Raw genomic sequence first — 14,320 nt, 5'->3', positions numbered from 1 at the left:
GTTCATGCTGCCGGCTTAGTCTTGCAAGGGGCTAAATGATCAGCGGGAATTGCTGTGGTTTCAGAGAGTGAATGATATGCTGCAGAAACAGCTGGTAAATCGCCATTTTATCTTTGGCTTTGGCAGGTTCTTTAGGAATACCGGCAAAGAAGCGTTTTGCGTTTGCTTGGGTATCTAGATTATCCCGGAAATCACTGAAGTCCATTTTGAACGGCGGATTAGAAACTATGTAATCAAACTGCCGCAGTTCTTTCCCGTCCTTATGATAAGGGTGTTCCATGGTATTACCCTGAATCACATTAGGAATGGAATGCACCAGGTTGTTCAAGATCAGGTTTAGTCGCAACAGGTTTGAGGACTTCTGGGAAATATCCTGTGTGAAAATAGAGCAGCGTTTTTCACCAATGGCGTGAGCGACGTTCATCAACAGGGTGCCGGAACCGGCGGACGGGTCGTAAACGCTGACATTCTTCACCTTGCCCTGCTGTGCTTTGGGTACCAGGATCGACGCCATAATCCGGGCGACCGCATGGGGCGTATAGTATTCGGCGTATTTGCCGCCGCTGTTGCTGTTGTAGTCTTTGATCAGGTATTCAAAGATGGTGGCGTAGAAATCGTACTTCTGGGTGAAAATCCGCTCAAAGCTGAATTCAACCAGTTTGTTGATAATGGCCTTGCAGAAGTTATCCCGCTTGCTGGGGTCGGCAATAAATTCGCTGACCCGGTCAAACAGCTCCAACTTGGCACCGCCGTCGGTCTTTACCGAAAATACGTCGTTGTTGGTAATGGCGATATCAAACAGGGTGTCGTCGAACAGTTTGGCGAACTCGGGCTGGTTCTGCTGGCTGAACAGGTGGGCGATAAAGTGGGCGGGTTTAAGTTCGGCGGTGTCGCCGTCCATCTGCATTTGCAGCATCTCCAGCTCGTCTTCTGACAGGGCGGCCAGCTGCTCTTCCCATTTTTCGGCCTGGGCAAGGGTGGGGTCTATGCGCTTGGCTTCATAGGCAAATTTGTCGTTCAGGAATTTGTACAGAAAGGTCTGGGTGATGATTTTGAATTCATTGCCGTCATTGCCCAGGCCGTAGCTGGCACAGATGCTCTTAAGGCCATCAATCAGTTCCTGGGTTTGTTGCTGAAAAGCGAGTTCTACCACGCGCTGACTCCGTTGTATTCATTCAGGTATTCGTTGACGATCAGCTGGTTGATGTGTCGTGCTGCGTCAGGGTTCAGTTTGATATGGTGTTCAGTTTTGAACTGCCGGATAACATGGGGCTGCATGGTGCGCTGAAAGTAACTGTCGTTTTCCAGCAGGTCGCTGTTGTTCAGCACGATGTCATCGGCTTGCTGTTTGACCCCCATCAGGGCTTCAAAAATGTTGCGCTCGGTGGCTGAGAGCTCCGGGTTTTCTGTCGCTTGCTCATTAAGGCGCTTATGGATGCGGGTGTACTTGCGGTCGCCGTTGTACTTCTGGCGCAGCAGGTTGTTCTCCCGGTTCAGCTCTTTGATCCGGTCGTGGATTTTGTTCAGGGCGGTGATGTTCTTGTTCATCTCCTCCTGAGTCACTTCGTTAAGGTTTTTCTTTTTGAACAGTCTTTCCAGCTCTTCCTTCAGGGTGATGAATTTCGGGTCTTGCTGGTCGAAGTTGCTGTTCAAGGCTTCACGGGTTTTACGCAAGGTGTCTTTCAGCTCATCCGCCAGTTTGAGCTCTTCCTCACCGATTTTGACGAACTCGAAAATCACCTCTTCCAGCGCCACATTGAGCAGGTTGGTGGTGTCGTCGCCTTTTTCGATGTTGGCCTTGAGGTTGAGCAGTTCCAGTCGCTCGGTGGCCATTCGGTAGAGCTTGTTGAGCATCGGGAAATCCAGGTAGCTCAACATCTCGTAGTTGCCCTGCATGCGAATGACGTTGTACAGGCTTTTGGCGTCGGCCAGTGCTTTTTTCAGTGCCAGCACGTCTTCCCGGCTTTGCATCTCACTGATTTGCCGGGAGAAGGTTTCTGGGTTTTCGGTATCGAATTTGAACAGCACATCCTTGACGTGCTCAATCTCCTGTTTGATTTCTTCCTGAGACTTGAAAAGGTTGGAGTAATGGGTCATTTCGTCGCCCAGCTCGGATTGCAGTTCTTTGAAGTAGGCTTCGTTGGTGGCTTTGAACTCTTCACTGATATCCGCAAAATCCACCACATAGCCATAGCGGAAGTCTTTGTAGGTACGGTTGACCCGTGTTAATGCCTGTAGCAGGTTGTGTTGGCGAATTTGCCTGCCCAGATACAGTTTTTTCAGGCGCTTGGCATCGAAGCCGGTGAGCAGCATGTTGTAAACGAACAGGAAGTCAATTTTGCCTGCCTTGAATTCCTCAACCCATTCTTTGCGTTCATCTTTGGTTCCAATGTCGTGCAGGATCAGGCGGGCGGTTTTTACTTTGTTGTTATTTTTTACTTTGGCTGTATAGCTGGCTCTGGGTTCCGCTACTTTTTTCTGTTCGGCTTCTTCATCATTGGCTGCTGATGTGGGCTTTTCGGCATAGACAGCATTGAACTGCTTATAGAGTTCTTTGGCCTGCTCTGAGCTGTCGCAGATCACCATGCCGCCTATGGTGGAATCATTCATTGCCCCACGGCTTTTCTCGAAATCATTAATGATGTAATTAAGCATGGGCTCCACAAACCGGGGGTGGGCGTAGACTTCTTTTTTGTTGATGTTGCCTTGCTGTACCTCGATTTCTTTTATGGCCTTCTGCATGGCGTTGATGTAATTCGTGGCGATCTCTTCACGAATCAGGCGCAGGGTGTAACCGTCGGCAATGGAAGCGTTGTAGTAGTACTTGTGAATGTAGCCACCGAACAATGTCTTGGAATTGTAATCTGAACCCAGCAGCGGGGTTCCGGTCAGGCCGATTTTAATAGCGTTCCGGTCGGATTCATCCAGATTGGCGAGGAAGCTACCGTTCGGGTTGTAGCTGCGATGCACTTCATCCAGAAAGTACACTCGCTGGATATCGACGTTGTAGTCTTTGGTTTGTACGACGCTGGGGTCATCCTTGAACTTCTGAATATTGACGACGGTGATTTCGGGCTTGCCGCTGTCGTTATGGATGACCTTGGTGGCTTTGATATCTTTACTGAACTCATCCCGGGAGTTGATGGTGTGAACCTTCAGTCTCCGTTTGTTGAACTCACGCTTTGCCTGTGTCAGCAGGTCGAGCCTGTCTACGATAAAGTAGAATTTTGGGACTATGTTCTGGCGCTGATAATAGTTGGTCAGGAACTTGACGTTGTAATAGGTCAGTGCTGTTTTACCGCTGCCCTGAGTATGCCAGATGATGCCTTTCTTGTTGCCTTCGTCCAGTTTTTGCTCAATCGCTTTGGTGGCGAACATTTGTGGGTAGCGCATGATATGCTTCTGAACACCGTCGTGTTCATGGACATAGGCAAGTGCGTATTGCAGGATGAACTTCAGTCGGTCCCGACTAAGCAGTGAAGTACAAATGTGATTGGTGGGTGTGCCGGGCTCTTTGTTGCTGATGAAATCTGGATTATTGCGAATGACTTCCTGATTGTTGTCTTTAAGAACAGCCAGCTCAGTCTCATCACTGACCTTTCGAAGCAGGTAGTTCAGGTCAAACTCTTTCTCTTCCCGAAAATAGTTGAACACTGGCTTATGGTAAGAAGGGCTGGCGTAGAAAGCGCCCTGTATTGGCTCCGGAGACGCATCGTCATACTTCATATTGTTGGAGTAAATCATGAACTGAGTCAGGTTCATAAAGCGGCGAAATTTTTTATTTTGCGAGCGAACGTTGATGCGGTCTCGTTCGGCCAGGATGCCCTCACGGTTATTAGGTTTCTTGACCTCGATAAAGACCAGGGGCATTCCGTTGATGAGCAGGGTGATGTCCGGGCGGAACTCATCGTCGCCATTTTTGCAGGTAAGCTCGGTGACGACATGGAAGCTATTGTTATCGAAGTTTGTGAAGTCGATCAGCTTGTTGCCTGAACGTTCCAGCAATTTTTCGTAAAAAGCCTCGCCCAGATCTTCATAGTCGAGGGTTAGTTTGACCTCTTCCAGAAAGCGGGTTACATCGCCCTGATCCATATCCGGGTTTATGCGGGCGATAGATTCTTTGAAGATTTCAGGGAAAATGTTGGTGTCGATATCCCAACTGGCACCTTTAAGGGAGAGGTATTCATAGCCCAATCGGATCAGGTGCAAAATAGCGGGTATTTTTACTCGTGTGTCTTCGGTGAATGGCATATCGTTCCCTGTTTGATTTTTATGAAAGTCAGGTACGCTACCGCCCGGAGATTTAGCCATGGTCGTTTCACGACAGGCGAAGCATGGTTCCCGGTAGCTTGGTGTAAAAAGTTGTAACAAACCATTCTACCCAGAACCCGTACCTATCAGTAGAAGTAAAAATACAGAAAAAATCATTGACTGTATGAATATACAGCATTAATCTAATAACCTCACAGCGTCAAAGCCGTACCAGAGTCACCATGTCCGCTACCGGAACATCAAGACCCACAGAGTGAACGCTTTCCCAAAAAATAAGAAACACACGGACAGTGCTATGATGACCGACACCATCAGGCAGTACCTTCAATCCCCCGGAATAGCAGTTACCCTCAAAGACATCACAGTTCAACCTTTGCCTGATGAAAGGGTACCCAAAAATCAGACAGGGGTGTAAGTTCTGATCCATAACAAGAAGGACTGGGTATTCCAGCGCGCTTTTATCACCTCACAATGCAAAATACCGTATCTGGAAAAGGGAGCTGTTGGAAAGGGCTCCGAACTGTTTGACAACAATTCTGGCAACAAATCCAAGAGCCATCAGTATGAAGTCGATAAACGTTACCGGCAGATTGGTCAGCTTTCTGTGGAGCGAGTGATGGAAAGCATCACCCGCTACCTTGAGCGCAGGCTAAAACTGAGGATCAACCCCGTAAAAAGCAAAGTGGTGAAAGCCACTGAGGCAAAGTTATCGATGTAAACTCGGGCTTTTTCCGCTGAAAGACTTGTGGATCAGGTTTCAGCATTCTCGGTGAATCGCCCGGTGCGGACCCGCACGCCGGTGTGATGTGGGTGCTGGAGGTTAAAGACCTCCGGCTACCCGGCTTATACGCTTGGTATGAACTTTCAGATTAGTAATCTTAGAATAAAATCTTTTAATACCTATGCTGACAGTTAGGATTAGATTTTCCTCCTGCTTCAGTTATAAGCCTTACTGCATCTAAATGTTTTTTATTTTTCGCAATATCCAAAGGAGTTAAACCTAAGCAGTTTATAAAGTTAATTCCAACATTGTTCTTAACAAGAAGACTAATTATTTTCACGTTACCATATCGTGCAGCTATATGTATCGCTGTATTTTCAGCACCATTGCTTTTATTTACAAGGCTTCTCTGCTCGGAAGCTGTAATATCATTTAAAGCCGAAAGCACACTGTTATAATCATTGCTTTCAGCAGCTTTAAGTAATTTTTTTGATTTATAATTTTTTGCAATTGGTGCCTTGATAAATTCTGCTTCAACGTTGATTTCAGATGTTTGTCCTCTTTTATTTCCAGCCAATTCAGCTTGGATGTCTTTTTGGTCTTTTAAGCTTTGAACTCTTAACTTTATATACTCAGATATTTGCCTAGTTGAATCACCATGAGCTTTTTCTAAAGCTTTTACCCAAAGAGCTTCTTGAAGAATTTCCGTTGAAAGCTCTTTAGCTACTTGAGAATAAAACACTTCTTCTTCTTTTCTGCGAAAGATATTTGCAAATTTTATTCTTTTTATAAATGACATTTCAGTTCTCTCTGTCTCTCAAGTAACTATGTTTTATATTCCAATTATGAATTTACATTATAGAGGTCTTTTCTGGTTCAGGCGTATAACCCCGGTTATCAGCCGACCTGCCTTCGGCAGTCGGCTGGATGATCCTTTTTATGTGCAAGGAGCTGGATCACTCGGGCCTCTGCCACGATGAGCGTTGATCCTAGAGCGAACAACGGATTCGGATAGAACTACATGCAATGAAATATCTCGAACGCTGTAGCCAACGTCGTACAAGTACTGAAGATATTCATTTTGGCTCTTCCTCAATTTGAGTGGGTGATTTATTATATTCTGAAGCACTCAATGCAAGGATGCACCGATGCGTGATAAGCAACTCTATTCTCAAATACTGGGTATTGAGTCTCCTTGGTTCGTTTCTGAAGTTGAATTGTCATTACAGGATCAACAGGTTCGGGTATTCATTGAACACAATGGTAAAAAGGCCTGCAAATGCAGTGTTTGCGATAAGCCCTGCTCTGGCTACGACCACATCACTCAGAAGTGGCGTCATCTGGATACCTGTCAGTTTCAGACTATTCTAGTTGCCAGGGTTCCACGGACCCAGTGCCCTGAGCATAAGGTGTTAGCCATCAATGTGCCCTGGGCTGAATCTGACTCTCGATATACAGCTCTGTTTGAAGCCCTTGTTATTGACTGGCTAAAGGAGGCAACTACGAAGGCAGTTGCACGACAAATGAAGCTTGGTTGGAATGCCATAGACGGTATTCAGCAGCGTGCAGTGAAGAGAGGACTGGCTCGTCGTGATGCTAAGCCACCAAAACGAATCGCTGTTGATGAAACCTCATTTCAAAAGCATCATGAATACGTCACAGTGGTCACTGACCACGACCAAGGCGTTGTTATTCACGTTTCTGATGACCGTAAAAGTGACAGTCTCAACGAGTACTTTGACACACTGCCCTATGACCATAAAGAGGGGATCGAATGCGTGACGATGGACATGTCCAAGGCTTACATCAAGTCAGTCAGTGAGAATGTTCCAGACGCAGATCAGAAGATTGCATTTGATAAGTTTCACGTTGCTCAGTCTCTGGGTAAAGCTGTCAACAAGGTTCGGATAGAAGAGAACAAAGCCCTTGTAAACCAAGGTGTAGAGCTGCTTAAGGGGACTCGCTACGACTGGCTGACTAACCCTGAAAACATGTCTGAAGAGCAGTGGGATAACTTCGAACCACTGAGAAACTCGACACTTAAAACAGCTCGCGCCTGGGCCATCCGGCAAATGGCAATGAGCTTATGGAATTACAAGTCCAGAGCTTGGGCAATCAAGGCCTGGAAGAGGTGGCTATGCTGGGCGCAGAGATGTCGGCTTGAGCCCATAAAAGAAGTTGCCAGAACGGTCAAAGAGCACTTGTGGGGTATCATCAACGCTATTGTCCTTGAGGCTAATAACGGTCGAGCAGAGGGAGTGAACAGCAAGATTCAGAGTTTGAAGAATCGGGCTTGTGGCTTTCGAAACCGTGAAAGATATAAGACAGCGATCTACTTTCATCTTGGAGGCTTGGACTTGTACCCCACTGGCGTACATCGTTGAAAACTACCCACTTAAAACAGGGAAGAACCTTCATTTTTGTCACGATCAGGCATGTTCTGGAAATGAAAATTATTTGTGTGATCTTGCATACCAGACATTAGTTTAGGGAGCTTTGGCATAGCTTATCCTCTAGCCGTTGGAAGAACAAAAGCATAGACCATGTATGCAAAAGAGCATGAAATATTTGAAGCACATAATCGGGATAGGGCAGAGCCTCACGACTCCGCACTTCCCACACCACGAGTCGTACGGATCACGTAGCATCGCGGTTCAAATCTACTTTTATATTCATCTTGCTGCCAGTTCTGGCAACCCAAGGTTCCTAAAATATCTGTTGGGCAATGCTTTAGTCAGCGCAGGACTACCACTCAGACGCCAAACCCCATGAGCAGAATTTGCCGTATTCCATGCCAGAAATCTATCGACTCCCAGCTTTCTGAGCATGCGATAGCCTTTGTTTCCCATTGCTTCAAGATATGGTATCGCAATCGTCTTCGAATCCATTTGTCCAGATTCCGCAGAGGATTCAAAATTTCGGCAATGTCGAAATTCGCTTTCACCGCTGCTCTCGAATGTCCTTCTCGATGACCTGGACAAGGAACTGGAATACCGGGGACACTGCTTCGCACGTTACTGCGATGACTTTGTGATCCTCGTTGGCAGCCAGCGAGCCGGGGAGCGAGTGATGGAAAGCATCACCCGCTACCTTGAGCGCAGGCTGAAACTGAGGATAAACCCGACAAAGAGCAAGGTGGTGAAAGCTACCGAAGCTGAGTTCCTGAGTTTTACCTTCACAGGGAAGCGAATCCGCTGGTCGGAGAAGAGTCTGAACCGCTTCAGGGCGGAAAATCCTGAAACTCACTGGCCGAAGCTGGGGAGTATCGATGGAATATCGCTTGAAGAAGCTGGCCGAATATATTCGGGGTTGGATGGGTTATTTCAGAATAACCGAATATTACAGTCCCATACCACGACTGGATCAATGGATACGTCGGCGGATTCGCTGTTGTTTTATCAAGCAATGGCGAAAGCCGAAAACCCGTTACAGGAATTTAATCAGGTTAGGTGTTGATCACATCAAGGCCGCCTCGATTGCAGCCAGTAGCAAAGGGTATTACCGGCTAAGCAAAACCTATGCGGCACAGTTAGTATTAAACGACAGTTATCTCAGTAAACTCGAGCTTGTTTCCCTGAAAGACTTGTGGATCAGGTTTCACCATCCTCGGTGAATCGCCCGGTGCGGACCCGCACGCCGGTGTGATGTGGAGGCTGGAGGTTAGAGACCTCCGGCTACCCGATTTATGCTCGTTCTAGATTATTTTGAATTTTTTACAGATGAACCGAATGCTCTCATTTCTGGTGTTTGAAAATCACTTGAAAGCGAGGATATATAAGTTGTAAATATAGAGCCAGAAGAAATGTAGTTTACTATTTGTATGGTGGCTCTCCCTCGCTCAGTTTCTTTTAGCCCTACAAGAGTTGCTACTTTACCTAAGTGCGTAGATTCAAATTTATAGTTTGGTCTAAAAATCCCCATATCTAAGGCTATTTGTTGCATCATAATGGTGGCAGTACTTTCATTAATAGAATTAATATCAATTTGCATAACTGGTAACTGCTCATATTCCATTGGCAAGAACCGTTTCCTGATAGCCTGATGCCTTCAGGATGAGATGCCCCAGCTGCGGAATCAGATTGGTTCCAGTCAGCCTGTCCCTGAGATAGTTGGCAAAGGACACCCCGTGTTGTTTACAGGTCTTTTTCAAACTGGCAAAGGTGTCGCGGCATTTCCTCCCAAGTTTACTCCGGGTACCACCGCTAACCTTTCGCCGTTTCACATACTCTCTGATCTGCCTCTCGCTCAGGTTGTTGTGCAGTGGCAGCCACGGATACTCAAGAACCAATAACAGCTCTTCCCTGACAACCATCAGTTTGCCCAACTCAGCCTGCAAGGCAGGGTAGTCAACCCGCTGTGTTACCCAACGATCAAACTCCTGGTAGAGCTTCTGTTTCTCCTTGTCCGTTGGTTTTTTCTGGTAGGCCTCAATGTCGTCGTAGAGGCACCAGTACTGATCCTGCACGGTGTCACGGGCGGCTCGTTCCAGGTCATTGGCCGGTATCAGCTTGTCCATGTTTCTTCCCGCATGGTACCAACACAGCGAATGCTGAAAGGCTGTATCAAACTGCCGGGCTCCATCGCTATGGATAATCAGGTTCTCAAGGCGATGATTGAGCATCAATGCGGCCTTTAAAACACCCTCTGTCGCCCAGCGCCTTTGTTGCGGGGCAGCACAACCAATGCTGTTAAGGAAGCTCTCCCACTCTTCTTCTGTTGAGAAACGCTTCTCGCCGCATTCGGATAGCGCAGTGATCCACTTCTTCGACACATCAACCTGATTCTCCATGTAGTCAATGGCAACGTCGTTGAGAAGATAAAGCCGCTGCTGCCCTTGCAGACAGCCCAGGAAATTAATCCTGCTCTTACTGTCGCTGCTATGGAAGTAGGAAAAATAAGGGTTGCCGATAAACAGGCAGTAGCCGTTTTTTCCTTGGTGGCGAGCACCTGTGTCGTCGGCCTGGAGATAATCAGAGCAAGTCAGCCCTGCTTCCAGCAATTCTTCTTTTTCCTGGTGGAAAATATCATGGCCTTTCGTCAGGATGTTGCTCAGGGAACCTTCTGATATTGAGCATCCATGGTCGTGCAGCCAAGATAGCAGTAGTGGCTGTGTCGTACTGCATGAATGATAAAAATCCAGCAGATGGGCTTTCAGGTTGTCGCCAAAACGGTCTTTCACATGATCAGGTAGCGGGGCTGACACCCCGCCTTCCGGAGTTGTGTAATACTCACGCCTGTAGCGAGTAGTGACAAAACGCAAGTCCAGCTCAGTATGGAAAAAGTCGATATAGCACTTGAAGCGCCAGTTCTCACCGGGAGCAGCGATTGAACAGATTTCCTCTCGGTCAACAGTCATTGGTGGTGCAGCGGTTTCACCGGCTTCTTGTGATCGTGGTCGTTTACTTTTCGGCGGACGATCAGTGTCACTTTTCCCGGCAGCCTGATCAGTGTCTTCCGCAGAAGAGCTGTCTTCCTGATCATCGCCCTTGTCCGAGACATTAGGCCTGATTTTAGGCTTGCCCTTGTGCTTCTTCAGGTGGCGAATTTCTGCTCGAAGCTGTTCGTTCTCTTCGACCAGCTGTTCGATCTGAACGCGCTGCCTTTCAATTTGCACAGATTGCTTCTCGACCGTGTCGAGAAGGTTTTTGACGAATGAACGCAACTGTTCATTGTCTGTACTGGAGAATAGTGAGTCAGGCAGGTGCATACGGTGAAATATACGAAAGATCAGGATAACTTTCTTTGACCTGTAGAGGTTGATTTGCCAGTCAATTTTGAGCAGTTACCATAACTGTGCATTCAGCCCTTAGCAAATACTTGCTATCATTAGATTCTATTTGGGCTCCATATAAGGGGAATATATTTCCAGTCGCGTCTGGTTTGTTTATCTTGTACTCTTTGAATTTTTGAGGAAATGTTACAGAGTAAGAACACCCTTGTGGACTAAAAGTAAAGTTCGCACTTGAAATGCTTGCTCTACTGGTTGCTATTTTTGATAAAGCCAAAAGTAAAATAATGACTGTTACCATCACCATCCAAGGAAAACTATTAATTTCTTTTTTGGAAAATTTTGAGATGAGGAAATAAATAAGCGCCAGTATGAGCGGCAGGAACATGAAGGCAAATGTTGCGCCAGCTGCTCCAAAAAAACCTAGTTCTCCTTTAGTTAAATATCCAATAAAAAATGAAATAGAAAGTAAAGCCCACCACCATATCTTATGTTTAGAAAATAAATTCATTATCAATATCCTTTTGAAAAATGATTAAATAATTGTAACTTGTTTTTGGAAGAGAGCATAACGAATCTGTAGAAAAACCCTTCTCGAGAGAGGCTGGTTATCCTGATTCAAAATTCTGGTCTTGATTCTGGTGTTTGCCCGGATAGATTTAATGGGCAGAAAAAATAGGTGGACACTCAAATGAGAGAGAGAAGGGCTTATAATTGCACCTTTGTGTGGCTTATACCGCCTTCTCCATCCTTCTGGCCAATGATTCACCCCCGAAGCTATGAATTTTCTTCAGGTTGTGAAGGCAGCACATCAACCGCCATTGGCCGTTCACTTTTTCGCGGCCTCTGAGGGTAAATTCTGTCATACCCATTTCCTGCATATGACCAAACGGCGGCTCAGCCGTTCCGAGGCGTTTGCTGTATATTCGCTTGCCTTCCGCGCTGTCGATCTTGTCTTTCATAATCTGCAGCACGTCCGGTTTATTCCTCTCAGGCATTTGGCTATAGAAAAAGTGAACAGACCTCGGGGATTTCTGGTTTTCCCGGCGTAGGCACTTCGCCTTGACCGGACATTCCCGGCAGTTTTTCACATAACCTTCAAATACATACGCCTTCTGACCATTAAAATCAGCCCGGTCACTGCTCAGCCACATGGGCTTGCCAGCAGGGCAGGTGCAGCTCATGGTCTTGCTATCAAAATGAAAATCCTTTGGGTGCGGTTCATTTACTACGACACTCTACCCCAGCAAAACCAACCACTTTGACGACCGAGAGCAAAGAAAAAAGGGCTGTTTCGTGGTGATATAACGTCGCCAAACAAATAACACCGGAAAAGCAGCCCTTTGTGAACGCATCTTACGCTAATACTCTCGACTTTCAATTTTTCTCTCCTGCACAGGATCACTTTAATGGCATGATCCGCCACCTCGAATCTGCCTGCCTGCAGGAACATGGCACAACCGAAGAGTACATTCGAACCAATGGGGACGAGCTGCTTCGGCTAATGTTTCAGGGCTATCTCGATAAACAGGCTGAAGATGAAGAAAAAGCAGTGTCTGTCACTCCCGCTGACGGCATACCTCGTAACCATATTCGTCAAAATACCAGCCGGGTTCTCACCACGGTGTTTGGCAAGGTAAAGGTCAAACGGTTTGCTTATAGCCAGCGCAATGTCTCCAACGAATTCCCACTGGATGCCGGGCTCAACCTTAATAACGACCAATATTCTGATGGTGTACGCAAGCGTGTGGTCACGGATGCTATTGATCGTTCTTATGACAATGTCGTCAAACGGCATCGTGAAAATTGCCCCGGCATAGTTGGCAAGCACCAGACAATAAAGCTGGTTGAAGGCACAGCCCAGGATTTTGTCGAATTCTATGAACAACGAACCATAGAAGATGAGCAAACAGATGACCTATTGGTTCTGAGCTTTGACGGGAAAGGTCTGGTCATGTTGCCAGATGGGTTAACCTAAATTCAGCGGTTAACCCCTGAGCTAAACTCTCACCCTCAACAATATTGAGGGCTTGAAGATGATTCGACCACCAAAACCCACTCCCCCAAAGGGTGAGTTGTCTGAAATGGAAAAAGACCCCTTATCCGTCAAACTCGAAGTCGATTCTTTCGACGGTAAAATTCATGTCGAGTGGGAGCCTGAAGCATCGGTCACCCCAATGGGACAGCTTCCTTTTTTTATACAGTTTTTAAAAACAGGTCACCGATTTGAACCCTGGATTAACGATTGCCCACTAACTTATAAAAGCCCAAACGCCCCTCAAAAAGTGGATGTGATTGGCTCATTAATGCTTTCCATTCTTTCAGGACATAAACGCTATGCGCATATCGGAACAATTATTGGTGATAAAGTAAACGCTCAGTTGCTTGGGATGAAAAAAATTGTCAGCGATGATTCTGCCAGGCGTGGTTTAAAGAAGATTGACGAAGATGAAGGCGTTGAATGGATGCAAAAACACCTCCATCTCTGTTTTGATCCGTTATTAACCATTCCATGGATTATGGATGTTGATGTTACCGTGAAAACCATTTATGGGCATCAGGAAGGAGCGGTTAATGGCTATAACCCACATAAGAAAGGGAGGCCCTCTCATACTTACCACTCATATATGATGGCTAATCTTAAATTAATACTGGAGGTTGAAGTCAGACCCGGAAATCAAAGTCAAAGTAAATACTCTTTACCCGGTTTAATGGAGCTATTAAATCGACTTCCAAAATGTTGCTGGCCTGAATTTGTTCGTGGTGATTGTGATTGGGGAAGTGACCGGGTAATGAGCGAATTGGAAGATGCTGGTTGTCATTATCTTTTTAAAATGAAGAAGCACGACAACGTTAAGAAAGCCATAGGGAATGCACACTGTAGCGGAGGATGGGTAAAATACGACAACCATTGGGAGGGAAAAGAATCCGTAATTAAACTGTCAGGATGGAAAAAAGAAAGACGCATAATTATTGTTCGAAGACGGCGTCCTGAAAATGAAATACCGATGTTGGAAAAAGGAATAAAAGAACGTCAACAAACGTTAGCATTAATAGAAGAGCCAGAAAATATAAAAGCTTACGAGTATTCGGTTCTGGTCACATCTCTTGATAATGATATAGTCTCGATCATTAATCATTATCGCAACAGGGCTGACTGTGAAAATAACTTTGATGAAATCAAAAACCAATGGGGCTGGGGCGGTTATGTAACAAAAGATATGGCAAGATGTCGAATGCTGGCCCGAATGGTTGCCTTGGTTTACAACTGGTGGACGCTATACGTTCGATTGAGTAATCCGGAATCCCATAAAGAATCAATTACCAGCCGTCCCTTATTAATGAGTTCAATTGGCAAGCTGACCCACTCTGGCAATCAAAAGAAAATAAAGCTGACAAGCCAGCATCGATGGATGTATAAAATTGCGAAATTACAAAGTGAACTGTGTGATTTTTTTGATTCAATCAAAAGTATCGCACCGCAGTTGACTCCAATTAACGCATGGTGTCGTATTTTAACGAAAGCAGTCTCGAAATTTTTGAAAAAGGGGCAGGTTATTACGATGCAACCATTAATTGGATCGGGTTAATAACTTAAA

At 46.0% G+C, this 14,320-nt stretch carries 12 protein-coding genes and 1 pseudogene; 5 read left to right on the top strand and 8 right to left on the bottom strand.

Annotation, left to right across the window (positions count from 1 at the left end; translation table 11 throughout):
* Positions 1 to 31: 31 nt before the first annotated feature.
* The 4 genes from NX722_RS08870 to NX722_RS08855 form a co-directional block, all read right to left on the bottom strand.
* Positions 32 to 1,153, bottom strand: coding sequence for an HsdM family class I SAM-dependent methyltransferase (locus NX722_RS08870; protein WP_262567676.1), 1,122 nt, complete (start codon positions 1,151 to 1,153; stop codon positions 32 to 34).
* The gene (locus tag NX722_RS08865) at positions 1,147 to 4,311 is read right to left on the bottom strand and encodes a type I restriction endonuclease subunit R (RefSeq protein WP_262567675.1); all 3,165 of its coding nucleotides are present in this window, start codon (positions 4,309 to 4,311) and stop codon (positions 1,147 to 1,149) included. Before NX722_RS08865 ends, NX722_RS08870 begins: the two co-directional genes overlap by 7 nt.
* 160 nt (positions 4,312 to 4,471) lie before the next feature.
* Positions 4,472 to 4,642 (bottom strand): hypothetical protein, encoded by a 171-nt coding sequence (locus NX722_RS08860; protein ID WP_262567674.1) that lies wholly within the window; start codon positions 4,640 to 4,642, stop codon positions 4,472 to 4,474.
* A gap of 523 nt (positions 4,643 to 5,165) precedes the next feature.
* Positions 5,166 to 5,792, bottom strand: coding sequence for an ankyrin repeat domain-containing protein (locus NX722_RS08855; protein ID WP_262567673.1), 627 nt, complete (start codon positions 5,790 to 5,792; stop codon positions 5,166 to 5,168).
* Between the two features lie 349 nt (positions 5,793 to 6,141).
* Between NX722_RS08855 and NX722_RS08850 the strand changes: the two genes are divergently transcribed.
* From NX722_RS08850 to NX722_RS28830, 3 genes and pseudogenes are all read left to right on the top strand, one after another.
* Positions 6,142 to 7,377 carry an ISL3 family transposase gene (locus NX722_RS08850; protein WP_262563604.1) on the top strand — a complete coding sequence of 412 codons (1,236 nt, stop codon included), beginning with the start codon at positions 6,142 to 6,144 and terminating at the stop codon, positions 7,375 to 7,377.
* Between the two features lie 454 nt (positions 7,378 to 7,831).
* A pseudogene (locus NX722_RS28835) lies at positions 7,832 to 8,158 on the top strand (reverse transcriptase domain-containing protein); the annotation flags it as partial.
* A gap of 103 nt (positions 8,159 to 8,261) precedes the next feature.
* A complete protein-coding gene (locus tag NX722_RS28830) occupies positions 8,262 to 8,606 on the top strand; it encodes a group II intron maturase-specific domain-containing protein (protein ID WP_262567670.1) in 345 nt (114 codons plus the stop codon).
* A gap of 86 nt (positions 8,607 to 8,692) precedes the next feature.
* On the opposite strand, the gene NX722_RS08840 is transcribed toward NX722_RS28830, so the two are convergent.
* From NX722_RS08840 to NX722_RS08825, 4 genes are all read right to left on the bottom strand, one after another.
* On the bottom strand, positions 8,693 to 9,007 hold the full coding sequence (locus NX722_RS08840) for a hypothetical protein (protein ID WP_262567669.1): 315 nt from the start codon (positions 9,005 to 9,007) through the stop codon (positions 8,693 to 8,695).
* Entirely contained in the window at positions 8,997 to 10,700 is a 1,704-nt protein-coding gene (locus tag NX722_RS08835) for an IS66 family transposase (protein ID WP_262563696.1), read from the bottom strand. The genes NX722_RS08840 and NX722_RS08835 overlap by 11 nt, the downstream gene beginning before the upstream one ends.
* Before the next feature lie 61 nt (positions 10,701 to 10,761).
* Positions 10,762 to 11,232 carry a hypothetical protein gene (locus tag NX722_RS08830; protein ID WP_262567668.1) on the bottom strand — a complete coding sequence of 157 codons (471 nt, stop codon included), beginning with the start codon at positions 11,230 to 11,232 and terminating at the stop codon, positions 10,762 to 10,764.
* A gap of 220 nt (positions 11,233 to 11,452) precedes the next feature.
* The gene (locus tag NX722_RS08825; RefSeq protein WP_262567667.1) at positions 11,453 to 11,905 is read right to left on the bottom strand and encodes a transposase; all 453 of its coding nucleotides are present in this window, start codon (positions 11,903 to 11,905) and stop codon (positions 11,453 to 11,455) included.
* A gap of 161 nt (positions 11,906 to 12,066) precedes the next feature.
* Between NX722_RS08825 and NX722_RS08820 the strand changes: the two genes are divergently transcribed.
* Together NX722_RS08820 and NX722_RS08815 are read left to right on the top strand one after the other, a co-directional pair.
* Entirely contained in the window at positions 12,067 to 12,699 is a 633-nt protein-coding gene (locus tag NX722_RS08820; RefSeq protein WP_262567666.1) for a UPF0236 family transposase-like protein, read from the top strand.
* A gap of 58 nt (positions 12,700 to 12,757) precedes the next feature.
* Positions 12,758 to 14,311: a transposase gene (locus NX722_RS08815; protein WP_262566687.1), complete on the top strand. Its 1,554-nt coding sequence runs from the start codon at positions 12,758 to 12,760 to the stop codon at positions 14,309 to 14,311.
* Positions 14,312 to 14,320 lie beyond the last annotated feature (9 nt).

Source organism: Endozoicomonas gorgoniicola (genome assembly GCF_025562715.2).
In the GTDB taxonomy this organism is placed as follows: domain Bacteria; phylum Pseudomonadota; class Gammaproteobacteria; order Pseudomonadales; family Endozoicomonadaceae; genus Endozoicomonas_A; species Endozoicomonas_A gorgoniicola.
The sequence above is the reverse complement of the archived record's forward strand: the minus strand, read 5'-3'. Positions and strand labels throughout refer to the sequence as shown.

What these genes read in the sequence shown, in the direction of transcription:
- NX722_RS08865 (WP_262567675.1), bottom strand. Translation starts at nt 4,311, where the DNA reads ATGGCTAAATCTCCGGGCGGTAGCGTACCTGACTTTCATAAAAATCAA.
- NX722_RS08855 (WP_262567673.1), bottom strand. Translation starts at nt 5,792, where the DNA reads ATGTCATTTATAAAAAGAATAAAATTTGCAAATATCTTTCGCAGAAAA.
- NX722_RS08850 (WP_262563604.1), top strand. Translation starts at nt 6,142, where the DNA reads ATGCGTGATAAGCAACTCTATTCTCAAATACTGGGTATTGAGTCTCCT.
- NX722_RS28830 (WP_262567670.1), top strand. Translation starts at nt 8,262, where the DNA reads ATGGAATATCGCTTGAAGAAGCTGGCCGAATATATTCGGGGTTGGATG.
- NX722_RS08840 (WP_262567669.1), bottom strand. Translation starts at nt 9,007, where the DNA reads ATGGAATATGAGCAGTTACCAGTTATGCAAATTGATATTAATTCTATT.
- NX722_RS08835 (WP_262563696.1), bottom strand. Translation starts at nt 10,700, where the DNA reads ATGCACCTGCCTGACTCACTATTCTCCAGTACAGACAATGAACAGTTG.
- NX722_RS08830 (WP_262567668.1), bottom strand. Translation starts at nt 11,232, where the DNA reads ATGAATTTATTTTCTAAACATAAGATATGGTGGTGGGCTTTACTTTCT.
- NX722_RS08825 (WP_262567667.1), bottom strand. Translation starts at nt 11,905, where the DNA reads ATGAGCTGCACCTGCCCTGCTGGCAAGCCCATGTGGCTGAGCAGTGAC.
- NX722_RS08815 (WP_262566687.1), top strand. Translation starts at nt 12,758, where the DNA reads ATGATTCGACCACCAAAACCCACTCCCCCAAAGGGTGAGTTGTCTGAA.